This window comes from Phormidesmis sp. 146-20 (assembly GCF_052939475.1).
Map to the genome: position 1 here is coordinate 50,371 of NZ_JBJPHT010000008.1, position 17,201 is coordinate 67,571.

The 17,201-nt window shown below is 46.1% G+C and carries 16 protein-coding genes; 10 read left to right on the forward strand and 6 right to left on the reverse strand.

The features are described from left to right. Positions 1 to 26: 26 nt before the first annotated feature. The gene (locus tag ACKFKH_RS09190) at positions 27 to 704 is read right to left on the reverse strand and encodes a hypothetical protein (protein ID WP_446857971.1); all 678 of its coding nucleotides are present in this window, start codon (positions 702 to 704) and stop codon (positions 27 to 29) included. Positions 705 to 965: 261 nt separating this feature from the next. On the opposite strand from ACKFKH_RS09190, the gene ACKFKH_RS09195 reads away from it, so the two are divergent. The 6 genes from ACKFKH_RS09195 (at position 966) to ACKFKH_RS09220 (ending at position 5,970) form a co-directional block, all read left to right on the forward strand. Beyond that, the gene (locus ACKFKH_RS09195; RefSeq protein ID WP_446857972.1) at positions 966 to 1,883 is read left to right on the forward strand and encodes a DUF2382 domain-containing protein; all 918 of its coding nucleotides are present in this window, start codon (positions 966 to 968) and stop codon (positions 1,881 to 1,883) included. A 556-nt stretch (positions 1,884 to 2,439) separates the two neighbouring features. After that, complete coding sequence (locus tag ACKFKH_RS09200; protein ID WP_446857973.1) at positions 2,440 to 2,937, forward strand: winged helix-turn-helix domain-containing protein; 498 nt, start codon at positions 2,440 to 2,442, stop codon at positions 2,935 to 2,937. A 350-nt stretch (positions 2,938 to 3,287) separates the two neighbouring features. Beyond that, complete coding sequence (locus tag ACKFKH_RS09205) at positions 3,288 to 3,974, forward strand: glutathione S-transferase family protein (RefSeq protein ID WP_446857974.1); 687 nt, start codon at positions 3,288 to 3,290, stop codon at positions 3,972 to 3,974. A gap of 21 nt (positions 3,975 to 3,995) precedes the next feature. After that, positions 3,996 to 4,448 (forward strand): hypothetical protein, encoded by a 453-nt coding sequence (locus ACKFKH_RS09210; RefSeq protein ID WP_446857975.1) that lies wholly within the window; start codon positions 3,996 to 3,998, stop codon positions 4,446 to 4,448. Between the two features lie 61 nt (positions 4,449 to 4,509). After that, complete coding sequence (locus ACKFKH_RS09215) at positions 4,510 to 5,004, forward strand: GNAT family N-acetyltransferase (RefSeq protein WP_446857976.1); 495 nt, start codon at positions 4,510 to 4,512, stop codon at positions 5,002 to 5,004. A 222-nt stretch (positions 5,005 to 5,226) separates the two neighbouring features. Continuing rightward, entirely contained in the window at positions 5,227 to 5,970 is a 744-nt protein-coding gene (locus tag ACKFKH_RS09220) for a YARHG domain-containing protein (RefSeq protein WP_446857977.1), read from the forward strand. Positions 5,971 to 5,999: 29 nt separating this feature from the next. On the opposite strand, the gene ACKFKH_RS09225 is transcribed toward ACKFKH_RS09220, so the two are convergent. Next, the gene (locus ACKFKH_RS09225) at positions 6,000 to 9,230 is read right to left on the reverse strand and encodes an ATP-binding protein (protein ID WP_446857978.1); all 3,231 of its coding nucleotides are present in this window, start codon (positions 9,228 to 9,230) and stop codon (positions 6,000 to 6,002) included. A gap of 455 nt (positions 9,231 to 9,685) precedes the next feature. Between ACKFKH_RS09225 and ACKFKH_RS09230 the strand changes: the two genes are divergently transcribed. From ACKFKH_RS09230 to ACKFKH_RS09245, 4 genes are all read left to right on the forward strand, one after another. Then, the gene (locus tag ACKFKH_RS09230; protein WP_446857979.1) at positions 9,686 to 10,798 is read left to right on the forward strand and encodes an ATP-binding response regulator; all 1,113 of its coding nucleotides are present in this window, start codon (positions 9,686 to 9,688) and stop codon (positions 10,796 to 10,798) included. A 24-nt stretch (positions 10,799 to 10,822) separates the two neighbouring features. After that, positions 10,823 to 11,491 (forward strand): response regulator transcription factor, encoded by a 669-nt coding sequence (locus ACKFKH_RS09235; RefSeq protein ID WP_446857980.1) that lies wholly within the window; start codon positions 10,823 to 10,825, stop codon positions 11,489 to 11,491. 528 nt (positions 11,492 to 12,019) lie between these two features. After that, the gene (locus tag ACKFKH_RS09240; protein WP_446857981.1) at positions 12,020 to 12,433 is read left to right on the forward strand and encodes a hypothetical protein; all 414 of its coding nucleotides are present in this window, start codon (positions 12,020 to 12,022) and stop codon (positions 12,431 to 12,433) included. Between the two features lie 47 nt (positions 12,434 to 12,480). Beyond that, entirely contained in the window at positions 12,481 to 13,200 is a 720-nt protein-coding gene (locus ACKFKH_RS09245; RefSeq protein ID WP_446857982.1) for a response regulator transcription factor, read from the forward strand. Between the two features lie 555 nt (positions 13,201 to 13,755). Here the strand turns inward: ACKFKH_RS09245 and ACKFKH_RS09250 are convergent. The 4 genes from ACKFKH_RS09250 to ACKFKH_RS09265 all read right to left on the reverse strand — a co-directional run bounded on the left by ACKFKH_RS09250 (position 13,756) and on the right by ACKFKH_RS09265 (position 16,835). Further along, complete coding sequence (locus tag ACKFKH_RS09250) at positions 13,756 to 14,529, reverse strand: hypothetical protein (RefSeq protein ID WP_446857983.1); 774 nt, start codon at positions 14,527 to 14,529, stop codon at positions 13,756 to 13,758. Positions 14,530 to 14,692: 163 nt separating this feature from the next. Next, positions 14,693 to 15,457, reverse strand: a complete 765-nt coding sequence (locus ACKFKH_RS09255) for a hypothetical protein (RefSeq protein ID WP_446857984.1) — start codon at positions 15,455 to 15,457, stop codon at positions 14,693 to 14,695. Between the two features lie 89 nt (positions 15,458 to 15,546). Continuing rightward, positions 15,547 to 16,311 carry a hypothetical protein gene (locus ACKFKH_RS09260; protein WP_446857985.1) on the reverse strand — a complete coding sequence of 255 codons (765 nt, stop codon included), beginning with the start codon at positions 16,309 to 16,311 and terminating at the stop codon, positions 15,547 to 15,549. A 239-nt stretch (positions 16,312 to 16,550) separates the two neighbouring features. Beyond that, a complete protein-coding gene (locus tag ACKFKH_RS09265; RefSeq protein WP_446857986.1) occupies positions 16,551 to 16,835 on the reverse strand; it encodes a Mo-dependent nitrogenase C-terminal domain-containing protein in 285 nt (94 codons plus the stop codon). Positions 16,836 to 17,201: the final 366 nt, after the last annotated feature.

Below are 17,201 nucleotides of genomic sequence, written 5' to 3' on the forward strand. Positions count from 1 at the left end.
GTAAGGCATCAAGCTTCAAATTCTCCTTATCGAGTCGCTCTCACAGTGGTTTGGGTTGTCTCTGGACGGCGCGTACCGATCGAAGCACCCAGCAACGACGCAATCAATCCTAATAAAGAACCAATCGCAAACGACCAACCCCCTCTAGCAACATCTCCAGCAACGTTTCTTGTTTGTTCAGCCGTCGCGCTAGGTACATTGTTCGGTATACTCGCACCGCTTTGCTGCACCTGATTGACAACTTCTCCAGCGTTTGAGGCTACTACCCCAAAGGCACCTGACACGCCACTGGTTACTAACCAGGCACTCAACGCTAAAGTCGTCGCCCAGAGAACAGCCCCATTCAACAAAGCAGACTTACGACTCATCGGGCCACAAGCTCGCGCTGTTACCCATCCCCCAATAAACAGAGAGATTAGCAGACTAATAATCGACCAGATCCCGATCGCTGATCCCACACCTCCTAGATCAGACCGAGGCGACCCAGAATTCGCAATGCCAGACAAGCCGATCGCTGCCCCTAACGCACTCAAGACTAGCTGAGAACTCAAGGCGATAACCAGCCCCGAAAAGATTGGCCCCCATCGGACGCGATCATGATAATCTGCTGTGGCGGCTACTGGCGTATTCGTAATATAAACGTCAGACGGTTGAATCGCTGGGTCATCGTTAGCCCTTCTTACAGGATCATCAGAGTAGGTCATGTTTTCCTCCAGCCGTACTACTTAAAGTAAAATACATTGACTACTTGAACTGTAGAAACCTGCTCAGGACACAACACCCATCTTGAGAGATAGTTGGTGGGTAAGTTTAAAGTTCTTAACCAACTAATAACCTGAGCAATAATCGGGTGTGTTTGAAGTGATTAGACCCAAGAGAGTAAGTCTGACTTAAGAGGGAGGAGGCCAGTTTTTTTGAAGTCTAATTTTAAGTAAAAGTAGTTCAAACACTTTAGGTAAAAAACAATGGCACTTCATAGAATCAAAGATTTTGACCCTGACTATCGCAGTCATTTTGAAGAGCAAAAATACATTCTGGAGTATGACCTCTATTCTGGAAACGATAAGGTTGGCTCCGTCAAAGATTTGTTAGTAGATGAAAATGGTAGATTCCGTTATCTGGTCGTTCACACGGGTAACTGGATCTTCGGTAAAAACGTCCTACTTCCGATCGGTCGTGCCCAAATCGACAACAAAAAGCACTGCGTCTATGTCAATGGACTAACTCGTGCTCAAGTCGAAGCACTTCCAGAGTATCAAGAAGGTGCCACAGTCGATTACGACCAGGAAGAGCAGGTTAGAGGTGTGTATCGTCCTATGATGGCTGCTCCGTTGGATGCGTCTGCTTCTTTAGATGCGTCTGCTCCCTTGGATGCTGCCCCGGCTGTTGCTGCTCCTGCTGCTTACGATCGCAGCACCTACAACTATGATCAGGATGCTGACTTGTACAACTTGAACGAGCAAAACCACGAAAGCCTTAAGCTGTATGAAGAGCGATTGATTGCCAACAAAACTCGCCAAAAAGCAGGTGAAGTCGCGATTGGAAAGCGCGTCGAAACCGAAACTGCACGAGTCTCTGTCCCTGTTGAAAAAGAGCGTGTTGTCATTGAGCGCACAACGCCTGTCAACGCTGGCACGACGGTTGCCCCGGATGCGGATGCCTTTGCTGAAGGTGAAGTTGCACGAGTTGAAGTCTACGAAGAAACGCCCGATATTCACAAAGAAGCGTTTGTGCGAGAAGAAGTGCGAGTCAGAAAAGAAGTTGATCAGCAGACCGTTCAGGCAGAAGAACAGCTTCGTCGAGAAGAACTGGATGTGAACACTCAAGGTCGTCCAGTTGTGGATAAAGGAACCGACTCCCGTTCTGGAAAGCGATCGAAGTAGCCGCTCTCATGCTAGTTAAGTAATCCTTGACACTCAGAACCGTTGCGGGCAGGGCTATTTATTGGCTCTGTCTGCCTTTGTAAAACCATCAGCAGATTGCGAAGTAGCGTTGTTTTTAGGTCGTTACATCTCGATTGTTTGAAGTTGTGGAGTACTGCATCTCAGGTCTCTCAATCCCTGACGTTAGCTTGAATCCAGGTTCCTCCCTTTTTAAGGAAACTGGAGAGAGTCTGATGGCTAGTAACTGACTAAAAATGTTTATTTGAAATCTACTGATTATCTAAAACTTGAAATTTATTTAGCGTCGATCGCATGAAAAGGAACTCACACAAGAGAAGCTCTAGTTGCGGCTCATGCAAGCTTCTACACAAAGTTTAGCAGATGTGAACGAGTAGTCATTAGAACCTTGACACAAAGGCTGAAGTTGAAGCGATCGTGAGACCAAATAGCGGTTTTAAGGTTAAGTGGAACAAGCCTACTAAAGCAAAATTCGGTTTCTTTTATCTTGTTTCCTTTTATCTCTTTTTAACGTTAACATCTTGGTTCAGAATCTAATATGAATCTCTTAAAACTACGTCCTGAAGACTGTTCGGCGTTCGGACGGCTCATTTTGCAGTACCTTCAGGAAAATCCACAAACCAACATGAGTGAGCTTTCCAGGCGGGTCAACATCTCACGGGCTGGGCTAGGTTGGATCTGTCTTAAGCGTAGCGGGCCAGACGAAGAAACAGCAAAAAGAATTGCTCAGGTGATTGGGGCTGACATGACAAAAGTTGCTCGTCTTGTCTACGAAAACAAACTAGAAAACCTGGCAAATTTAGGCGAATTAAACTACACAATCAAGCTAGATCGAAACTTTGTTAAAAGTCCTATTCCTCCAGAAGATGCGATCGCTGGGCTAAACTCTGTCTTTCATGCGTTTCACTACATTATCCGAAGTATTCCTGAGTCCGAAAAGCCTTCTGACTTCCAAATCTACAAACAAGCCCACGAGGTTGTCAAGTCACAGGTTTTGAAGGGCAGAAAAGCCTCTAAAAAGGGAACTGGGGACTAACAAAAGACTTCTTGCACAAATCATAGATGCCCTCCTGCTAAGGCACCTTCTGCAACGAGGGGTACTAGAATTCTGTTTTAGCTCGTATAGACCCCTCTTGGAATCTAATCTGATCCCTTAAAGCATCTCTGAAGAACCTAAGTGTCCAACTTTGCTGGAGTTGGTGACTTTTTCATGGAAATAGCCTTAACTCCTAGAACCGATCTTTTCCGACTGACATCCCACCTGCAACTCTGTATGCTGAAACAGTACTAGTAATGGACAGGTGCCAGGTTTCTGGAAACAGCTACGCCCGTTGCTATTAATAAGATCAATTTTAGTTGTTGAGTAGATTATAGATAGGAGTTTCTATGTCCATCATCGAAATTTATAGTGCTGCGCTTTGTCCTTTTGCCCATCGATCGCGCTTAACTTTGCTAGAAAAAGGCATTCCTTATCAGTTGATTGAAATCGACCTGCAAAACAAACCTGCTAACTTTAAAGAGATTTCTCCTTACGGCAAGGTGCCTGTACTTAAGCATGGCGATCAGCGAGTGTGGGAATCAACCATCATTAATGAATACCTGGATGAAACTTTTCCAGAACCTCCGTTGTTACCCAAAGAACCTATTCAACGTTCTCAGGCGCGAATTTGGATTAATTTTGCTGATACCCGGTTGTTTGCTGCATCTGGAAAGTTGTTATATGGCTCCGATCAACAGTTCGCCACGATCGTAAAAGAGTTAATTGAGCACTTGCAGTTCATTGAGCAGGAAGGGCTACAGAAGATGTCGGCAGAGGGCCCTTACTGGTTTGGTAGAGCGATCAGCTTAGTTGATTTGACCTATTACCCTTTGTTTGAGCAATGGGCAGTGCTGGAACACTACCGAAATGTGCAATTGCCGCCCGGACTTGACCGCTTAAAACAATGGTGGAAAGCTGTTGCAAGCCGTGAAACCGTGAGGTCGATCGCTAAATTTTCAGAGTTTTATGTCGATCGATATGGTCAGTTTGCTCAGGCTCGTCAAGCCCAAATGGTAAATCATGCTATTAAGTAACTTTGAAAAATCAGAGGAAACATGGACTTCTCCCATTCGCTGCTATTGTTTTGTACTCTACTTACCTTCTACGTACTTGGTGTGATCTGGTTTGTCCAACTTGTGATCTATCCGCTGTTTGCTAGAGTCGGCTCGGCGGAATATGTTGCTTATCACCTATTCTACACAAGTAGAATCCCGTTTCCAGTCATTCTTCCAGGGTTTGCTTCCTTCCTCTTGCCCATCGCCCTGATTTTATTCCATCCTGTGTCAGTTCCCCTGTGGATTGTTCTGGCTAACGTCGGATGTGGGCTAGTCTCATTGATTGTGACTGTAGCCTTAGAGATACCGCGCCATAGTCAACTAGAGAGCAGTGGCAAGCAGGCGATCGTGATCGATGAGCTGATCCGCTACAACTGGCCTCGCACTCTGGGAATTACTAGCTCTGCTGTTCTAATGCTCATGATGCTCATATTGGCGTTCTCACCAGCCTAATTTGTTCGCTCACTCCATCCAGTATTCATTGTTTTTGGCTTGTTAAAGTGGAGGCTAAAGTATGGATGCAGAGATTGTTCCTTGCTCTGTTCAACATCTGGAAAGCTTAATTGATAATACAGATGCCTTTTCAAAGACTTATGGGCTTTTGGTAGCCGATGGATACATGCCTTTTGAAGGGGCACTTCAGTATATTCTGAAGCAGATCCAAACTTCGCAAATTCGCCATCCTTGGCTACCCTATCTGTTTCTTTTTCGTCCTGACCAAACTTTAGTTGGATTTGGAGGCTTCAAGTCAGTGCCGGACTGTGAGCGTAGGGTTGAGATTGGTTACTCTGTTGCTCCAAGTTATCAGGGTAAAGGAATTGCAACATCGGCAGCACGCCAGCTTATTAACATAGCGTTCGAGTCAGGTTCCGTTGATTGTGTTTACGCTCACACATTGGCAGAACCTAACGCCTCAACAAGCGTATTAACAAAGTGTGGAATGACTCAAGTCTCAGAGATGGTTGATCCCGATGTCGGACATCTATGGAGATGGGAAATTAGTCAGTAGTAGCCAGATTAAGACAAGTAGGGCGTTACTCAACTGCTATTCAGCAAAGGCTGCGTTTTACGATCGAGGCTAACCACAAATCGCTTTCAGGTTTAAGTAATTTCTGAGTTAAGTGCTGTATCTCATTCAAGATTCAGAGAGATCAATAGCTCAAACTAAGCAGTTTCAAAACGCTACTCAAACAATTAGCAATTACTAAACAACCTGTATTGAGGTAAACAAATGGGACGTTACATCTTTAATGAAACTTTAGCGAAAATGGTGCCTTACTTTGGGTTACCAACGCTGCCAATTATGAGCAATGAGCCGATCGTGCTTGACTTTTCGATCGACACGGTGCGGCAGGTCATTCCTGATTTTCCCCAGGATGGCAACCTGCAAGTTACCTTTGTGCGTAGCGTTGTGCGGCAAGTTACCTTTCGTCCAGACTTTCCAGCTAAGAAGTTGTTTGCTTTTCTGTTTGGCTATCAGCCTGCGACTGAGATTAAGGTGTCGGTCAACAATGCCAACACAGGGCTGTACAGTGATATTCGCTGTCTGGGCGATGGCATCCATGTAGAAACACAAATGACCGGAGGCGGAGATAACTACGTTCGCTTCTCCTACACTGAAGATTTTGTTGCTCCTTATGATTTGCTAGAAGCTCAACAATATAAGCTTGGTTCGCTGGATTACGTCACAGAGACAAAAGACAATGAATATCCCTGGTTGTCTGAGCGACAGGTGACTGAGGCTGATATTCAAGGGGTCGATGTTACGCAGCTTTATATTATGTTTCATTCGATCTATGCTCGTAAAGGACTCATTTACTACAATGATTTTCTAAAACGAGTCTTTGAAAAACAACCCTGGTATCGTCCCCTTTATCAAGTCCAGCAATTCAAGCAAAACGGATTACCAAAGCTGAGTGAGATTGAGCAGTCCAACCTTGACTTTCTGCGCGATCGCTTCTGGAATAAGTTGTAGGCTTCATCAAGCGATTACCCATGCCAATTTTATGAGAGATGAAGTAGGTCTGAGCGATCGTGCGGTGGTTGAGTTAATGCAATCAGTTCTTCAAAACAGTAGTGGTTAGCGAGGTCTGTCAATGCTTGAATGAGCTGATCCTGTGGCTCAGGAATTTGCTCAATTAACTGAAGAACTTGCTTGGTATTAATGCGAAGGGCTGCTTGATGGAGTTGGTTGATCCAGTCGATCGGCATCTCTGCCAGGTCAGCAGCCGTGAGTGAATGAGACGGTGAGGATTGGTTGTTTTGTTCATCCGTATAGAGATATTGAACGCCTAAATGTTCAGCTATTTTTTCAAAAACAGTGGTGGTTTGAATAGGCTTACGCACAAAGTCGTCAAAGCCCAAAGCCATTGCTGTCAGGCGGTCTTCTTCAAAAGCACTTCCAGTCAAGGCGATGATTACAGGTGCTTGGTTGCCTGCTGCTTTGATCTGCCGAGTTGCCTCAAACCCATTGAGAACGGGCATTCGTAAATCCATCCAGATTAAGTCGGGTGACCAACTTTGCCAAAGGTCGATCGCGGCTTGTCCATTAATTGCTTCCTGCACTTCAAAGCCAACAGGCGCTAACAACTCAAGGAGAAACCGTCGATTTTCGAGTTTGTCTTCAACAATTAGAATCCGACAAGGGGGGTGTTTTTTGTCTAGTCCAACTACTTGCCGATGGGGGATTGGTGCAGGCAGAACATCCCAGGTGACGGCGTGAGTGCAAATCTCAAAGGTAAAGGTTGAGCCTTGTTCGGGTGTGCTGTCTACGCTCAGATTGCCTCCCATCAGCCGCACAAATCGATCGCTAATCGGTAATCCAAGTCCAGTGCCTTCTTGTGCCTTGTGACCTGCCTCAGTTTGTACAAATGGCTCAAAGAGGCGATCGAGATCAGACGCAGCGATGCCACAACCTGTATCTTCAACACTAAAGCGCAGAATCGGGTCAGGGGTTTGGTCAGAGTTGACTCGCACCGTCACGCTGCCGATCTGGGTGAACTTGATGGCGTTGCCGATTAGGTTAACTAGAATTTGCCGCAGTTTGCTTTCATCGGCGTGAATGTAGTGAGGGACATCCGGCGATCGCTCAAAAATTAGTTGTAAGCCTCTAGATTGAGCTTTGAGGGCAAACATTTGCTGAAGTCGATCGAGTAGCCCATACAGGTCAAAATCGGTCTCATTGAGAGTGATGCGCCCTGCTTCGATTTTGGACATTTCTAACACATCATTGATTAGAGTTAGAAGGTCTTCACCACTGCGATTGATGGTATCAAGATAGTCTTGCTGTTGGGGATTCAACGATCGACTTCGTAACAGCAGTTGGGTAAAGCCAAGAATAATATTGAGTGGCGTTCGCAGTTCGTGGCTCATGTTGGAGAGAAACTGACTTTTGGCCAGGTTAGCGGCATCTGCGGATTCTTTGGCTTGTTTGAGAGCCGCTTCAGTTTTTTTGAGCTTACTGATATCACGGGCAACCCACAGCACTGCTTGATCAGACAACGGTGAGACACTAGCCAAAAACCAGGTTTCGGGATGGGCGATCGAGGCGCAGTATTCCACAAAAACATGCTTACGAGTGCCATCAGGGTTGAGAGGTTGCTGACGGAGGTTTAAGGCTTGCTGAATCGCATGAGTGATTAGGTTTGCGATCGATTCGGGTAATACTTCGTGAACGGTTTTGCCAATGAGATCGACACCCGGTTCATCCGTAACGGATTGCGTCTGCATATACTTCAGATAGTGACCCTCTGAGTCGAAGACAACTACGACATCACTCATCGCAGCGAACATTAATCGAAGTTCTGTTTCGGAGGTTTTCAAGGCGGCTTCTGCTTTTCGACGCTCTTGAATTTCTTGTTGAAGCTGAGTGTTTTTTTCGCCAAGTTCTGTGGTTCGCTGCTCGACTCGGCTTTCTAATTCTTCGTTGGTTTTTGCCAGGGCTGAAAAAGATTCGCGTAGCTGCTCGGCCATCTGATTGAATGACTGTGCTAATCCATTGAGTTCAGTTGTGCTGCTGACAGAAACCGTTTGATCTAGATGTCCAGCCGCGATCGCTTTGGCAGCACTTCCCAGTCGAGAAATCGGTTGGGCGATCCAGCGAGCCGTCAAAATTCCCAAGGCTGTCGCCAGTCCAAACGCACCCAGACAAAGCACGATCGTCGTTCGAGTGTTGGCATGAATTTGATCCATGAAGTCGCTTTCTGGAACCACGACAATAATCAGCCAGTCCAATCCCTGAACCGTTTTTAGCGGCACAACCTGGAGAAATTGCCGTTGTCCCTCAACTTCAAAATCGAGTTGTTGGGTTTGAGTAATCTGAGACAGGTTGCCAAAGCGCTGTTGTAGGTACTCTGTTGTTTGTCGGGTTAAGCGATCGCTACTTTCTAATGCTTTGACACGAACTGGATTTTGCTGATTGAGCGGGGCGGTTGGATTTTGAATGACATAAGGTCGTTGAGTTGCAGAACTGCCGACGAGCAAGCCTGTCTGACGTTCGAGAATGAAGGTTTCACCCGATCGCCCAATCTTCAAACTCTGTAGAAATTGACCAATTCCAGTTAGCGAAAAATCTACCGAAGCTACCCCTACTAGCTGGTTGCGATTGTTATGAATCGGCAAGCCCGCATTCAACACATACTTAGGTGTGGCAAACAGTCGATAAATTCCGCCCCAGGTTGCTTTCTTGGACTTAACAGCCGAACTGTACCAGGGACGATTCCGGGGATCATAGTTGGGTCTGGCTCTCAGGAGTTTAGTGCGATATCCAGGGCGATCGGCAGCATAGATGCGAATCTGATAGTCGGTCGATTTTCCGGCAACTTTTACTTGAAAGTTATTGTTGTCATCTCGCTCAACCGCCACATGTTCTCGTGATTCTGACCCAAGCTGGACGGCGGTCACCGTGTCAAAGGTCTCAAGCTGATACCAGAGGTGTTGTTCTAAGGCTGCTAGATTTTGAATATCAATTTCACCCAACCGAACTGCATTTGCGTTGAGTTCATTAATCTGATGGGGAGTTTCTACATAGGTTTGCAGGTATTGTTGAATTCGAGCCGTAATCTCACTTCGCAACTGTACTGCAACCTCATTGACAGCCTGTTGTCCGTTGCGAATGGATAACCATCCAGTTAGCCCCACTGCTAACGAAATCTGTAGAATAAACGGCACAACCAGAACGCGGCGCAACGGCATACTTTGGGCAAGCTTTGAGAAGCGATCGGTGAGAAGGCGCATCTGCAAACTCCTTGTATTAAACGGCACTGTTAGAAGTCAGTGCTAATCCGAAAATCCCTAAGCCTAATGAGTTTCCTCAGCATAATGTAACAAGCGTTTCAAGTAAACTCACGCATCTGGGTGATAAAGTAGCGAAATCTAGGCGATACCATCGCTGAAGCTAATTCTTCACCTCAAGGTTAGAGCGATTTGAGTGTCATGAAGGTAATGTTTCTTCATGTTGCAATTATTTTTTTCTTGATCGCAGATCGTAAAATTGATCTACGTCTTGTACAACCACTACGCTTTATGTAAGAACAGATTATGTAGAAACAGATTATGTAGAAACAGATCGACGAATTTAGCAACGCTGTTTTTAGACGCACCCTTCAATCCTTAATCTCTATAAATTCTATGGCTGTCACCATTTGCAGTTTTTGTAATTCCGTCTTGAGCGCTGATGATTGCAAAACAATATGAACGCTAAGGGAGACATTCTAATCGTTGACGACACATTGGATAACCTTCGTCTCTTATCTGCAATGCTGGCTGCCCAGGGATATGAAGTACGGAGTGTCACCAATGGGTCGATCGCGCTGATCGGAATGCAAACTCAGCCACCTGATCTCGTTTTACTGGACATCAACATGCCCGGAATGAACGGCTATGAAGTGTGTCAGCGTCTCAAATCTAATGCTCAACTCAAAGAAATTCCCGTCATTTTTATTAGCGCTCTAAACGAAGCAGTCGATAAAGTAAAAGCTTTCTCAGTGGGCGGCGTTGACTTTATTAACAAGCCTTTTCAAATTGAAGAAGTGCTGGTTCGCATCGAACACCAACTCAAACTTTGCCGCCTACAGCGACAGCTTCAAACCCAAAATCATCAATTGCAGCAGACTCAGGCAGACCTGCAACGATCGCTCGACCAGGAGCGCGCCCTCAACCAACGGATCGAAGCAATGGCGGCTCTAGAAGAACGCAATCGTATTGCACGAGACATTCACGACTCACTGGGGCATTCTCTCGTCGCGCTCAACATTCAAATGGAGGCAGCCCTGACGCTCTGGGGGGTAGACACCGATCGCGCCCGATCGACGCTAATCGAAGCCAAAAAACTCGGTTCTGAAGCTCTGGAAGCGGTGCGTCACTCGGTGTCTGCGATTCGTTCTGATCCCCTACAGGGACAACTGCTCGAAGGCGCGATCGTTAACCTTGCTGAGGAGTTTTATCACTTAACGGATGTGATGCCAGAGTGCCAAATCGGTCTCTCTCAACCCCTTTCTACTGCAATCAATCACGTTGTCTACCGGATTATTCAAGAGGGGCTGACTAACATTTGTAAATATGCCGAAGCGACGATCGTTCAGATTCAGATTGAGACTACGGATGCAGGTTTGTCGCTCACTCTGCAAGATAATGGAAGAGGGTTTCAACTAGATCAAGCCACAATGGGGTATGGACTCCGAGGAATGAAAGAGCGATCGACTGCGCTGGGCGGACAACTACAGATCATTAGCAATCCGGGTGCGGGGTGTCAAATTGTCGCTCACTTTTCTAGAGAAAACCATCCCTTCAACAATGGAACTTAATTGCCCTATTGCGAGGCATTTACGATGATTCGAGTCCTATTAGTAGACGACCAGGAAATTGTCCGGCGAGGGCTGAAGATCTTGCTAGAAACAAAGCCTGACTTTCAAATTGTCGGTGAAGCAGAAAACGGTCGATGTGCGATCGCACAGCTTGAAGCCCTACAAAAGGTCACAACGGACACGTCCTTTCCGGATGTTGTGTTGATGGATATTAGAATGCCTGTGATGAATGGAGTAGAAGCTACACAGGTGATTTGTCAGCAGTTTCCGACGCTCAAAGTGTTAGTTCTCACGACTTTTAACGACACAACCTATGTTGCAGAAGCGCTACACTTTGGCGCAAAAGGGTATTTGCTCAAAGATACTCCCACTGATGAGCTTGCCCAGGCGATCCGCGCGATTCATCAGGGCTACACTCAATTTGGGCCAGGAATTGTCGAAAAAGTGATTGCTGAAGCGCCCGTCTCAAAACCAGAGTCACTCCCTCCAGGCTTAACGGAACTCACCGACAGAGAGCGAGAAATCCTGCGATCGATTGCCACAGGCGCAAGTAATCGAGAAATCGCCCAAACGCTCCACCTGACCGAAGGAACCGTGAGAAACCACATTTCACACATTTTGACCAAGCTAGATTTGCGCGATCGCACTCAGGCATCAATTGTGGCCAACTCTTATCGCACCTGGTTAATGTAATACCAAATCCACTAGTTACTGATACAGATTCTCGCCCCCTAAATCCCCCATTTTAGGGGACTTTGAAACGGCTTCCTTGATAGGTTCTTTTCAAATCTCAGAGATAGAAATCGGTTAATTAACTGATTTTTTATGAGTATCATTTGTTGGTTGATTTGGTACAAGATTCGGGCAGTCCGCTAAATCCCTACCCGTGAGAAATTTTGAACTAGAAGTCTTATCCGAAACCTTTCCATCTCCTATCTGTTAGGAAATGCTGACTGATAAACAGGCACCTGCATAAGCGTATTACATCACCCGTGTAAAGAAAAGTCGTCATCACAGGATTTAACATGACCGATTGCCTCAAACAGCATGACAGATGTCATTCTCAAGTCGTGACATTTATATGATGTGAGCCGCCTCTCAGCTTTGGTAAAGTAAGGCTGTCAAATTGGGGGCTGCATTCCCACCGTTGAGTTTGTTGTCGAAGTGAAATTCAAGCTGATCTGCGGAAGACCCCCAAGCACGTCTCCCCATGAACTCATCATGAGCAATCAGGTGTTTGAACCCAATCAGTTTATTCTTCACGATCGCGACACTGAAATTCTGTATTCGATCGAGTATCAAACAGGTATTCCAAAACTTGATTATCAAACCTTGCATGTTGATCGCATCTGCCATTTTAGCGGTGACGAAATCAGCCTGGTTGCAACCACGATCGGGAGATTAATCACCGTCACTTTAACATCTGACTTTGATCAAAGAAGCGAAACGTTACTAACGCTGCTGTTGCCCACAGTGTACCTACCTGTGAATGTAATGGAGCAGTTAATCCAAGTTGAAGTTATTACTACGACTCGACGACTTCCACAGCCCAAAAGCTGGCGGCGAGTTGAAGGACAAGTCGAGACCCATCAAGCGCGATCGTGCCAGGGAATTGCTCGACTCGTCGAGTGCTAATTGAACCCTGCTGCGATCGCCCATCTAACTCATACAGAGGTGCCCCGATGAAGCGTGATGAATCCTCTCCCATTCGCCTGTTAATTGTTGATGACCAGAGTCTGATTCGTCAGGGACTCAAAGCCATGTTAGAACAGGAGCCTGATTTGCAGGTGGTGGGCGATGCTGAAAATGGCAAAGTTGCTCTAGAGCAGGTAGAGGCTCTGCAACCTGATGTAGTGCTAATGGATATTCGGATGCCCGAAATGGATGGCCGAACCGCGACTAAACTCATTACTCAAAATTTCCCGAATGTCAAAGTTCTGGTCTTAAGTACGTTTGATGATGATGCGTATCTAGCAGGCGCAATTCGAGCCGGGGCAAAAGGATATTTGCTTAAAGATATGCCTTCTAAAGAGTTAGCCGATGCGATTCGCTTTGGGTACTATGGCTACACTCAATTTGGGCCAGGGTTGTTTGACAAACTGTTGTCAATGGAATCGGCTCCCGATCAAACGACAGGATCGCCTCCACCCAAACCATCAGAACTCACCGCACGAGAACAAGAAGTGTTACGACTGCTGGCTGTCGGAGCAACTAATCGTGAAATTGCTCAACAGCTTTACATTACAGAAGGAACTGTGAAAACGCATGTGACGAGTATTCTGAGCCGCCTCAATTTCAAGAATCGATCGCAGCTTGCAATATATGCAAATTCTATTTCAACTGAAAGGAACACACTAACTGCCAGACTAGGAAGCCAATCAGAAGGGGAGCGATCGTTCTAGTTAAACATTAGCTCGATGCAGGTTTTTCGCTGCGATGTTCTGGTCTTCGGGAGCATCCCAATTGTGCAAAATCTCGGATTGCCCTCCTCACGAAGTGGGGCGAGAGCTTTGCCAGCCCATCTTCCCAGTGAGAAGGGAGTCAGATCTCTTGTTCCCTCTCCTTGGGGAGCTACGGTGTATACACAAGTCTATACTCACTTCGTTCTAGTCGGCTTCAGCCCCCTAAATCCCCCATTCTGGGGGACTTTAAGCAAAAAAGGCTTCCAGAATTTAGAACCCTGATCAGCGTTCAAAGTCCCCCAAATTTGGGGGATTTAGGGGGCGAAGGATTACGGCAAGTACAGATCAATCGACTTATGTATACACGGTAGCCTTGGGGAGAGGGTGAGGGCAGAAAGACTGTGCGACACAATTGGGATGCTCCCTGGTCTTCTGCCCCCCAACCCCCAATTCTGGGGGACTTTAAAGCAAGCGTTTTGGTTCAAAGTCCTTGAGTGGGGGATTTGGGGGTGTTCCTAGATTTGTAATCGAGAGGTTTGGTGAATTTGGGTCTGGTTAACGAGGAATGGGTAAGCGATCGATAGCGGACTTGATGGTTCCCGCTAGTTGATTTGTCAGATCACTATTCTGATTGATGCGAGACTCTAGACCACTACTAAAGCTGCCTCCTGTGAAGAAATCACCCACTGATTTAACAACTGTCCCAACTAGGTTAGACCCGCGAATGTCGGCATCAGCAACCTGCACAGAGAGTTGATTAACCTTGATAGGATCGCTGGAGGTGTCTACCGAAAAGATCAGATTCATATTCAATGTATGAAACACTCTGAAGGAGGGATCTGGGACAACAGGAACAGAAACATGGAAGTTCTCGTTATTTTGAGGAACAACCACCCTGACGCTTACTTGATTGGCACCAGGGCCGGCCGTAACTTCTTTAGTGCCAACATCTCTGAGGTTAACATTCACGTCTTTGATTCTCATGCCTTTACCGACTCGCTTGCCATTGAGTTGGTCTTTGATCTGCTGTGCAGCAACTCCTTTGCCAAAGTCTCTCCAGACGGTATCGATCGTTTGTTCGATCAGGTCTGAGCGTTGTAGAATAAACGCGATCGCGGCTGGATAATTGGTAATGGGGGCGGGAGCCGGAGCAGGCTTAGGAATGGGTTTGGGCTTGGGTTTGGGAATCGGTTCTCCCGAACACTTGGGTGCAGTTGGATTTGCATCACAATCGATCACAGCATAGGCTGGTGTGTAAATTCCGATTACTGTGACTAGCACTAAACTCATGATTACACTCATGAAACCTCGTAACCGTAACTTGTCCATGATTGACTCCTGGTAATGGTTTAATTGATTATTTTGGGCATCAAGTTCTGATGTCTAACAGCACAAAACTTGAGTGGTAGAGCAATTTATCAAAACGTAATCCTGAGCGATCGTGGATTAGACTTTCTATACGACTGCTGCTCTCAGAACAAAGTCCGGGAATTTATTTCTCAGCCGCTCCACAATCTGGAAAGTCTCCTTGCAGCAGGGCTAATACTCCCTTGACTCGCACTCCTCGCAGTCCTTGAGCCGGAAATACACCCTTGGCAGCGATCGCGGTAATCACCTGTGCGGCAGGCTCTTTGGGAGGAGTCGCAACAAAGTCAAACTCATAGATGCAGTCGGGAGGCGCTTGGATATAAACAACGGGCACCAACTGGGGATTTGTCCAACCCGTCGAAGGCACTGTACCGCGAGCAATAATCTGCACTTGGGGCGGATTACTCTCTAACAAAACTAGGCTGACATCAGTCACCGTAACGTCTGTATGAGTAGAATCAGGCTCAGTCAGCACAGCACCCTCAGCAATCCCTTTGAGCGGTAGCACTTCGTACTTGAGTTGTGCGCCGGATCGATCCACCACAAACCCCAAGCTTCGAGCTTTAACCGCCAAGGTTGTAAAGTCTTGCTGCTTTTCACCTGCTAAGTTAACAGGAGGAAGTATCAGGGTGAGTGACAATTCTCCTGCGTCTACATCAGGCTGGAGGGTGACGCTAATCAGCAAACCGAGCTTACTTTGTTGTTGGGTGATTTGCTCCCCTCGAAACGTAAAGCTACCTTCGACACCTCGATAGTCAAGCTGAGATTCTCGCCCGCTCTGCGCTTTGGGGGCTTGAGGATAGAAGGCAATGTTAGTAGCTCCCTCTCGATCGCTAAACTTAAATAGACTGGCTTCGGGTTGAGTTTTTGGGCGTTCTGATTGAGTCACAATAGGTCTCCAAGCTGTGGTTTGATTCTTTAACCATAAAAACTAGAGCGGGGTTTGGCAGTCGGAAAATGTCGGATTTGCGATCGTACTCAATAGGTTGTTTTTCTCGCTAGGATCAACAAATATTGTGAAGTTCGTAAATACTCGATGAGTTGGAAAACCTGGGCTGCGATCGACATCGGCTGTGACGAAATTTGATCTGAGTATTGAAGCAAGATTGGCAATGTATCTTCGAGCAATAGTGCGTGATCTAAAGACTGCCAAATTAAACTATTAACTTTTTGCGGAAAATGTTCTGAAAGCTTTGTAGTCAGAGAGTTTCTTTCCATTTCTCCCATTCCAACAATGGCGATAAGCCGACACTGATCTTGAACTATCCAGTGTTGTAGTTGAGTGATCTCTTGACGACGACCGTAGAACACCGCAACCTCCAGAGAGGCTTCTCCACTGTGATCAGATTTTGTGGTTAGCGAGCTAGTAAAGTTGTTGGTATTCGCACTATCACTCGCAATCATTAGTCTATTATCAAAACTATATATAGGAGCGATACTTTTTTGTTTTCTTTGATGCTGTCGTCGCAAAACAGTTTGTAGGTTTTTTTTAGTAACTAACTCTCCAAAAAGTTGACTAAGTTGTTGCCATAGTTGAGATCCAACATCTCGAATATGACCCGTGTCGTAGCCAAGCTGGTGAGCGATCGCCTCATACGTCCAGCCGTGCCAAGAATAGCGGAAAACTTTCTCCTGAATGTCCTTCAGGTTTTGTCCTTCTAGTACCGTGTCGAGCAGAACTAAGGCTTCTTCTACGGTCATGAATGAAGCGGGAGGACAATCATTTAAGGAATGCTGGCTCATTAGATTTGGTAAGGTGAAACAGGAGCAGGTTTAGGGGGACTTTGATACTACTTGGAGTGTTGGAAGCATTCGAGAGAGAAGCTAAATTTGTGTGGTCTCTAGTGCAGGGCAGCGCCTCTGCAATCAGAGAGGGATTAAACTGGAGTAAGGTCAGTACAAAGCTGATATTGAGTGTGAAAACTTCAGAGAGAGTCGTCATGATTTTCCCTTTAACAATAGAACCTTTAACAATAAAACCTTCAACAATAGAGAGTGACATCTTCACCACAATGGTCAGCTAAGTAAGACAGCGATTTGAACCGGATTTCAACGAATTGATCACAGAAAGGATTCAATTTGCAAAGCGGTGGAATAGAGAGGATTCGGTAGCCAAAAAGTTCGATCTCTCGCTCAAATGGACACCGACCCGGAATAAGTTTGCAGAGCGATCGAGCCACAGTTGGATGACAGATTTCGATTGATCCAAGCCATTGTTGAGCAAAAGAAAGTAGATTAATTGTGTAAGCTGAGATGAGACGTTTCATTGGTTTATTCTCGATTCAAATTAGCTTTATCTTAGAAATTTCAGTGAGGATAAACGTCTGAAGAACGTCATGGATTGACCTCAACGAATGAGTGACTTTCTCTATGACATTTGTGATTTTAGACAGACCATTTTCTATGACTTTTGTCATGCGATTCTAGAAAAGTTGACACTAGACTTCCTGCATGAATACCTGGCGATTGATGTTAGCTTCGCAAGAGCCTTCGGCAACGCTGCTATCAGAACAAAGTCCACCTCCGTGGACTAACGGTTAAAATCGCCTCTTTAGTGTGAGAAGGCACACTTTGCTCTTGTAGCCCCGACTTTAGTCGGAGGGCATCTATGATTCGTGCAGGAAGTCTACTCA

Bases quoted from the DNA above. Each gene is read 5' to 3' on its own strand.
- ACKFKH_RS09190 (WP_446857971.1), bottom strand. From the start codon at position 704: ATGACCTACTCTGATGATCCTGTAAGAAGGGCTAACGATGACCCAGCG.
- ACKFKH_RS09195 (WP_446857972.1), top strand. From the start codon at position 966: ATGGCACTTCATAGAATCAAAGATTTTGACCCTGACTATCGCAGTCAT.
- ACKFKH_RS09200 (WP_446857973.1), top strand. From the start codon at position 2,440: ATGAATCTCTTAAAACTACGTCCTGAAGACTGTTCGGCGTTCGGACGG.
- ACKFKH_RS09205 (WP_446857974.1), top strand. From the start codon at position 3,288: ATGTCCATCATCGAAATTTATAGTGCTGCGCTTTGTCCTTTTGCCCAT.
- ACKFKH_RS09210 (WP_446857975.1), top strand. From the start codon at position 3,996: ATGGACTTCTCCCATTCGCTGCTATTGTTTTGTACTCTACTTACCTTC.
- ACKFKH_RS09215 (WP_446857976.1), top strand. From the start codon at position 4,510: ATGGATGCAGAGATTGTTCCTTGCTCTGTTCAACATCTGGAAAGCTTA.
- ACKFKH_RS09220 (WP_446857977.1), top strand. From the start codon at position 5,227: ATGGGACGTTACATCTTTAATGAAACTTTAGCGAAAATGGTGCCTTAC.
- ACKFKH_RS09225 (WP_446857978.1), bottom strand. From the start codon at position 9,230: ATGCGCCTTCTCACCGATCGCTTCTCAAAGCTTGCCCAAAGTATGCCG.
- ACKFKH_RS09230 (WP_446857979.1), top strand. From the start codon at position 9,686: ATGAACGCTAAGGGAGACATTCTAATCGTTGACGACACATTGGATAAC.
- ACKFKH_RS09235 (WP_446857980.1), top strand. From the start codon at position 10,823: ATGATTCGAGTCCTATTAGTAGACGACCAGGAAATTGTCCGGCGAGGG.
- ACKFKH_RS09240 (WP_446857981.1), top strand. From the start codon at position 12,020: ATGAGCAATCAGGTGTTTGAACCCAATCAGTTTATTCTTCACGATCGC.
- ACKFKH_RS09245 (WP_446857982.1), top strand. From the start codon at position 12,481: ATGAAGCGTGATGAATCCTCTCCCATTCGCCTGTTAATTGTTGATGAC.
- ACKFKH_RS09250 (WP_446857983.1), bottom strand. From the start codon at position 14,529: ATGGACAAGTTACGGTTACGAGGTTTCATGAGTGTAATCATGAGTTTA.
- ACKFKH_RS09260 (WP_446857985.1), bottom strand. From the start codon at position 16,311: ATGAGCCAGCATTCCTTAAATGATTGTCCTCCCGCTTCATTCATGACC.
- ACKFKH_RS09265 (WP_446857986.1), bottom strand. From the start codon at position 16,835: ATGAAACGTCTCATCTCAGCTTACACAATTAATCTACTTTCTTTTGCT.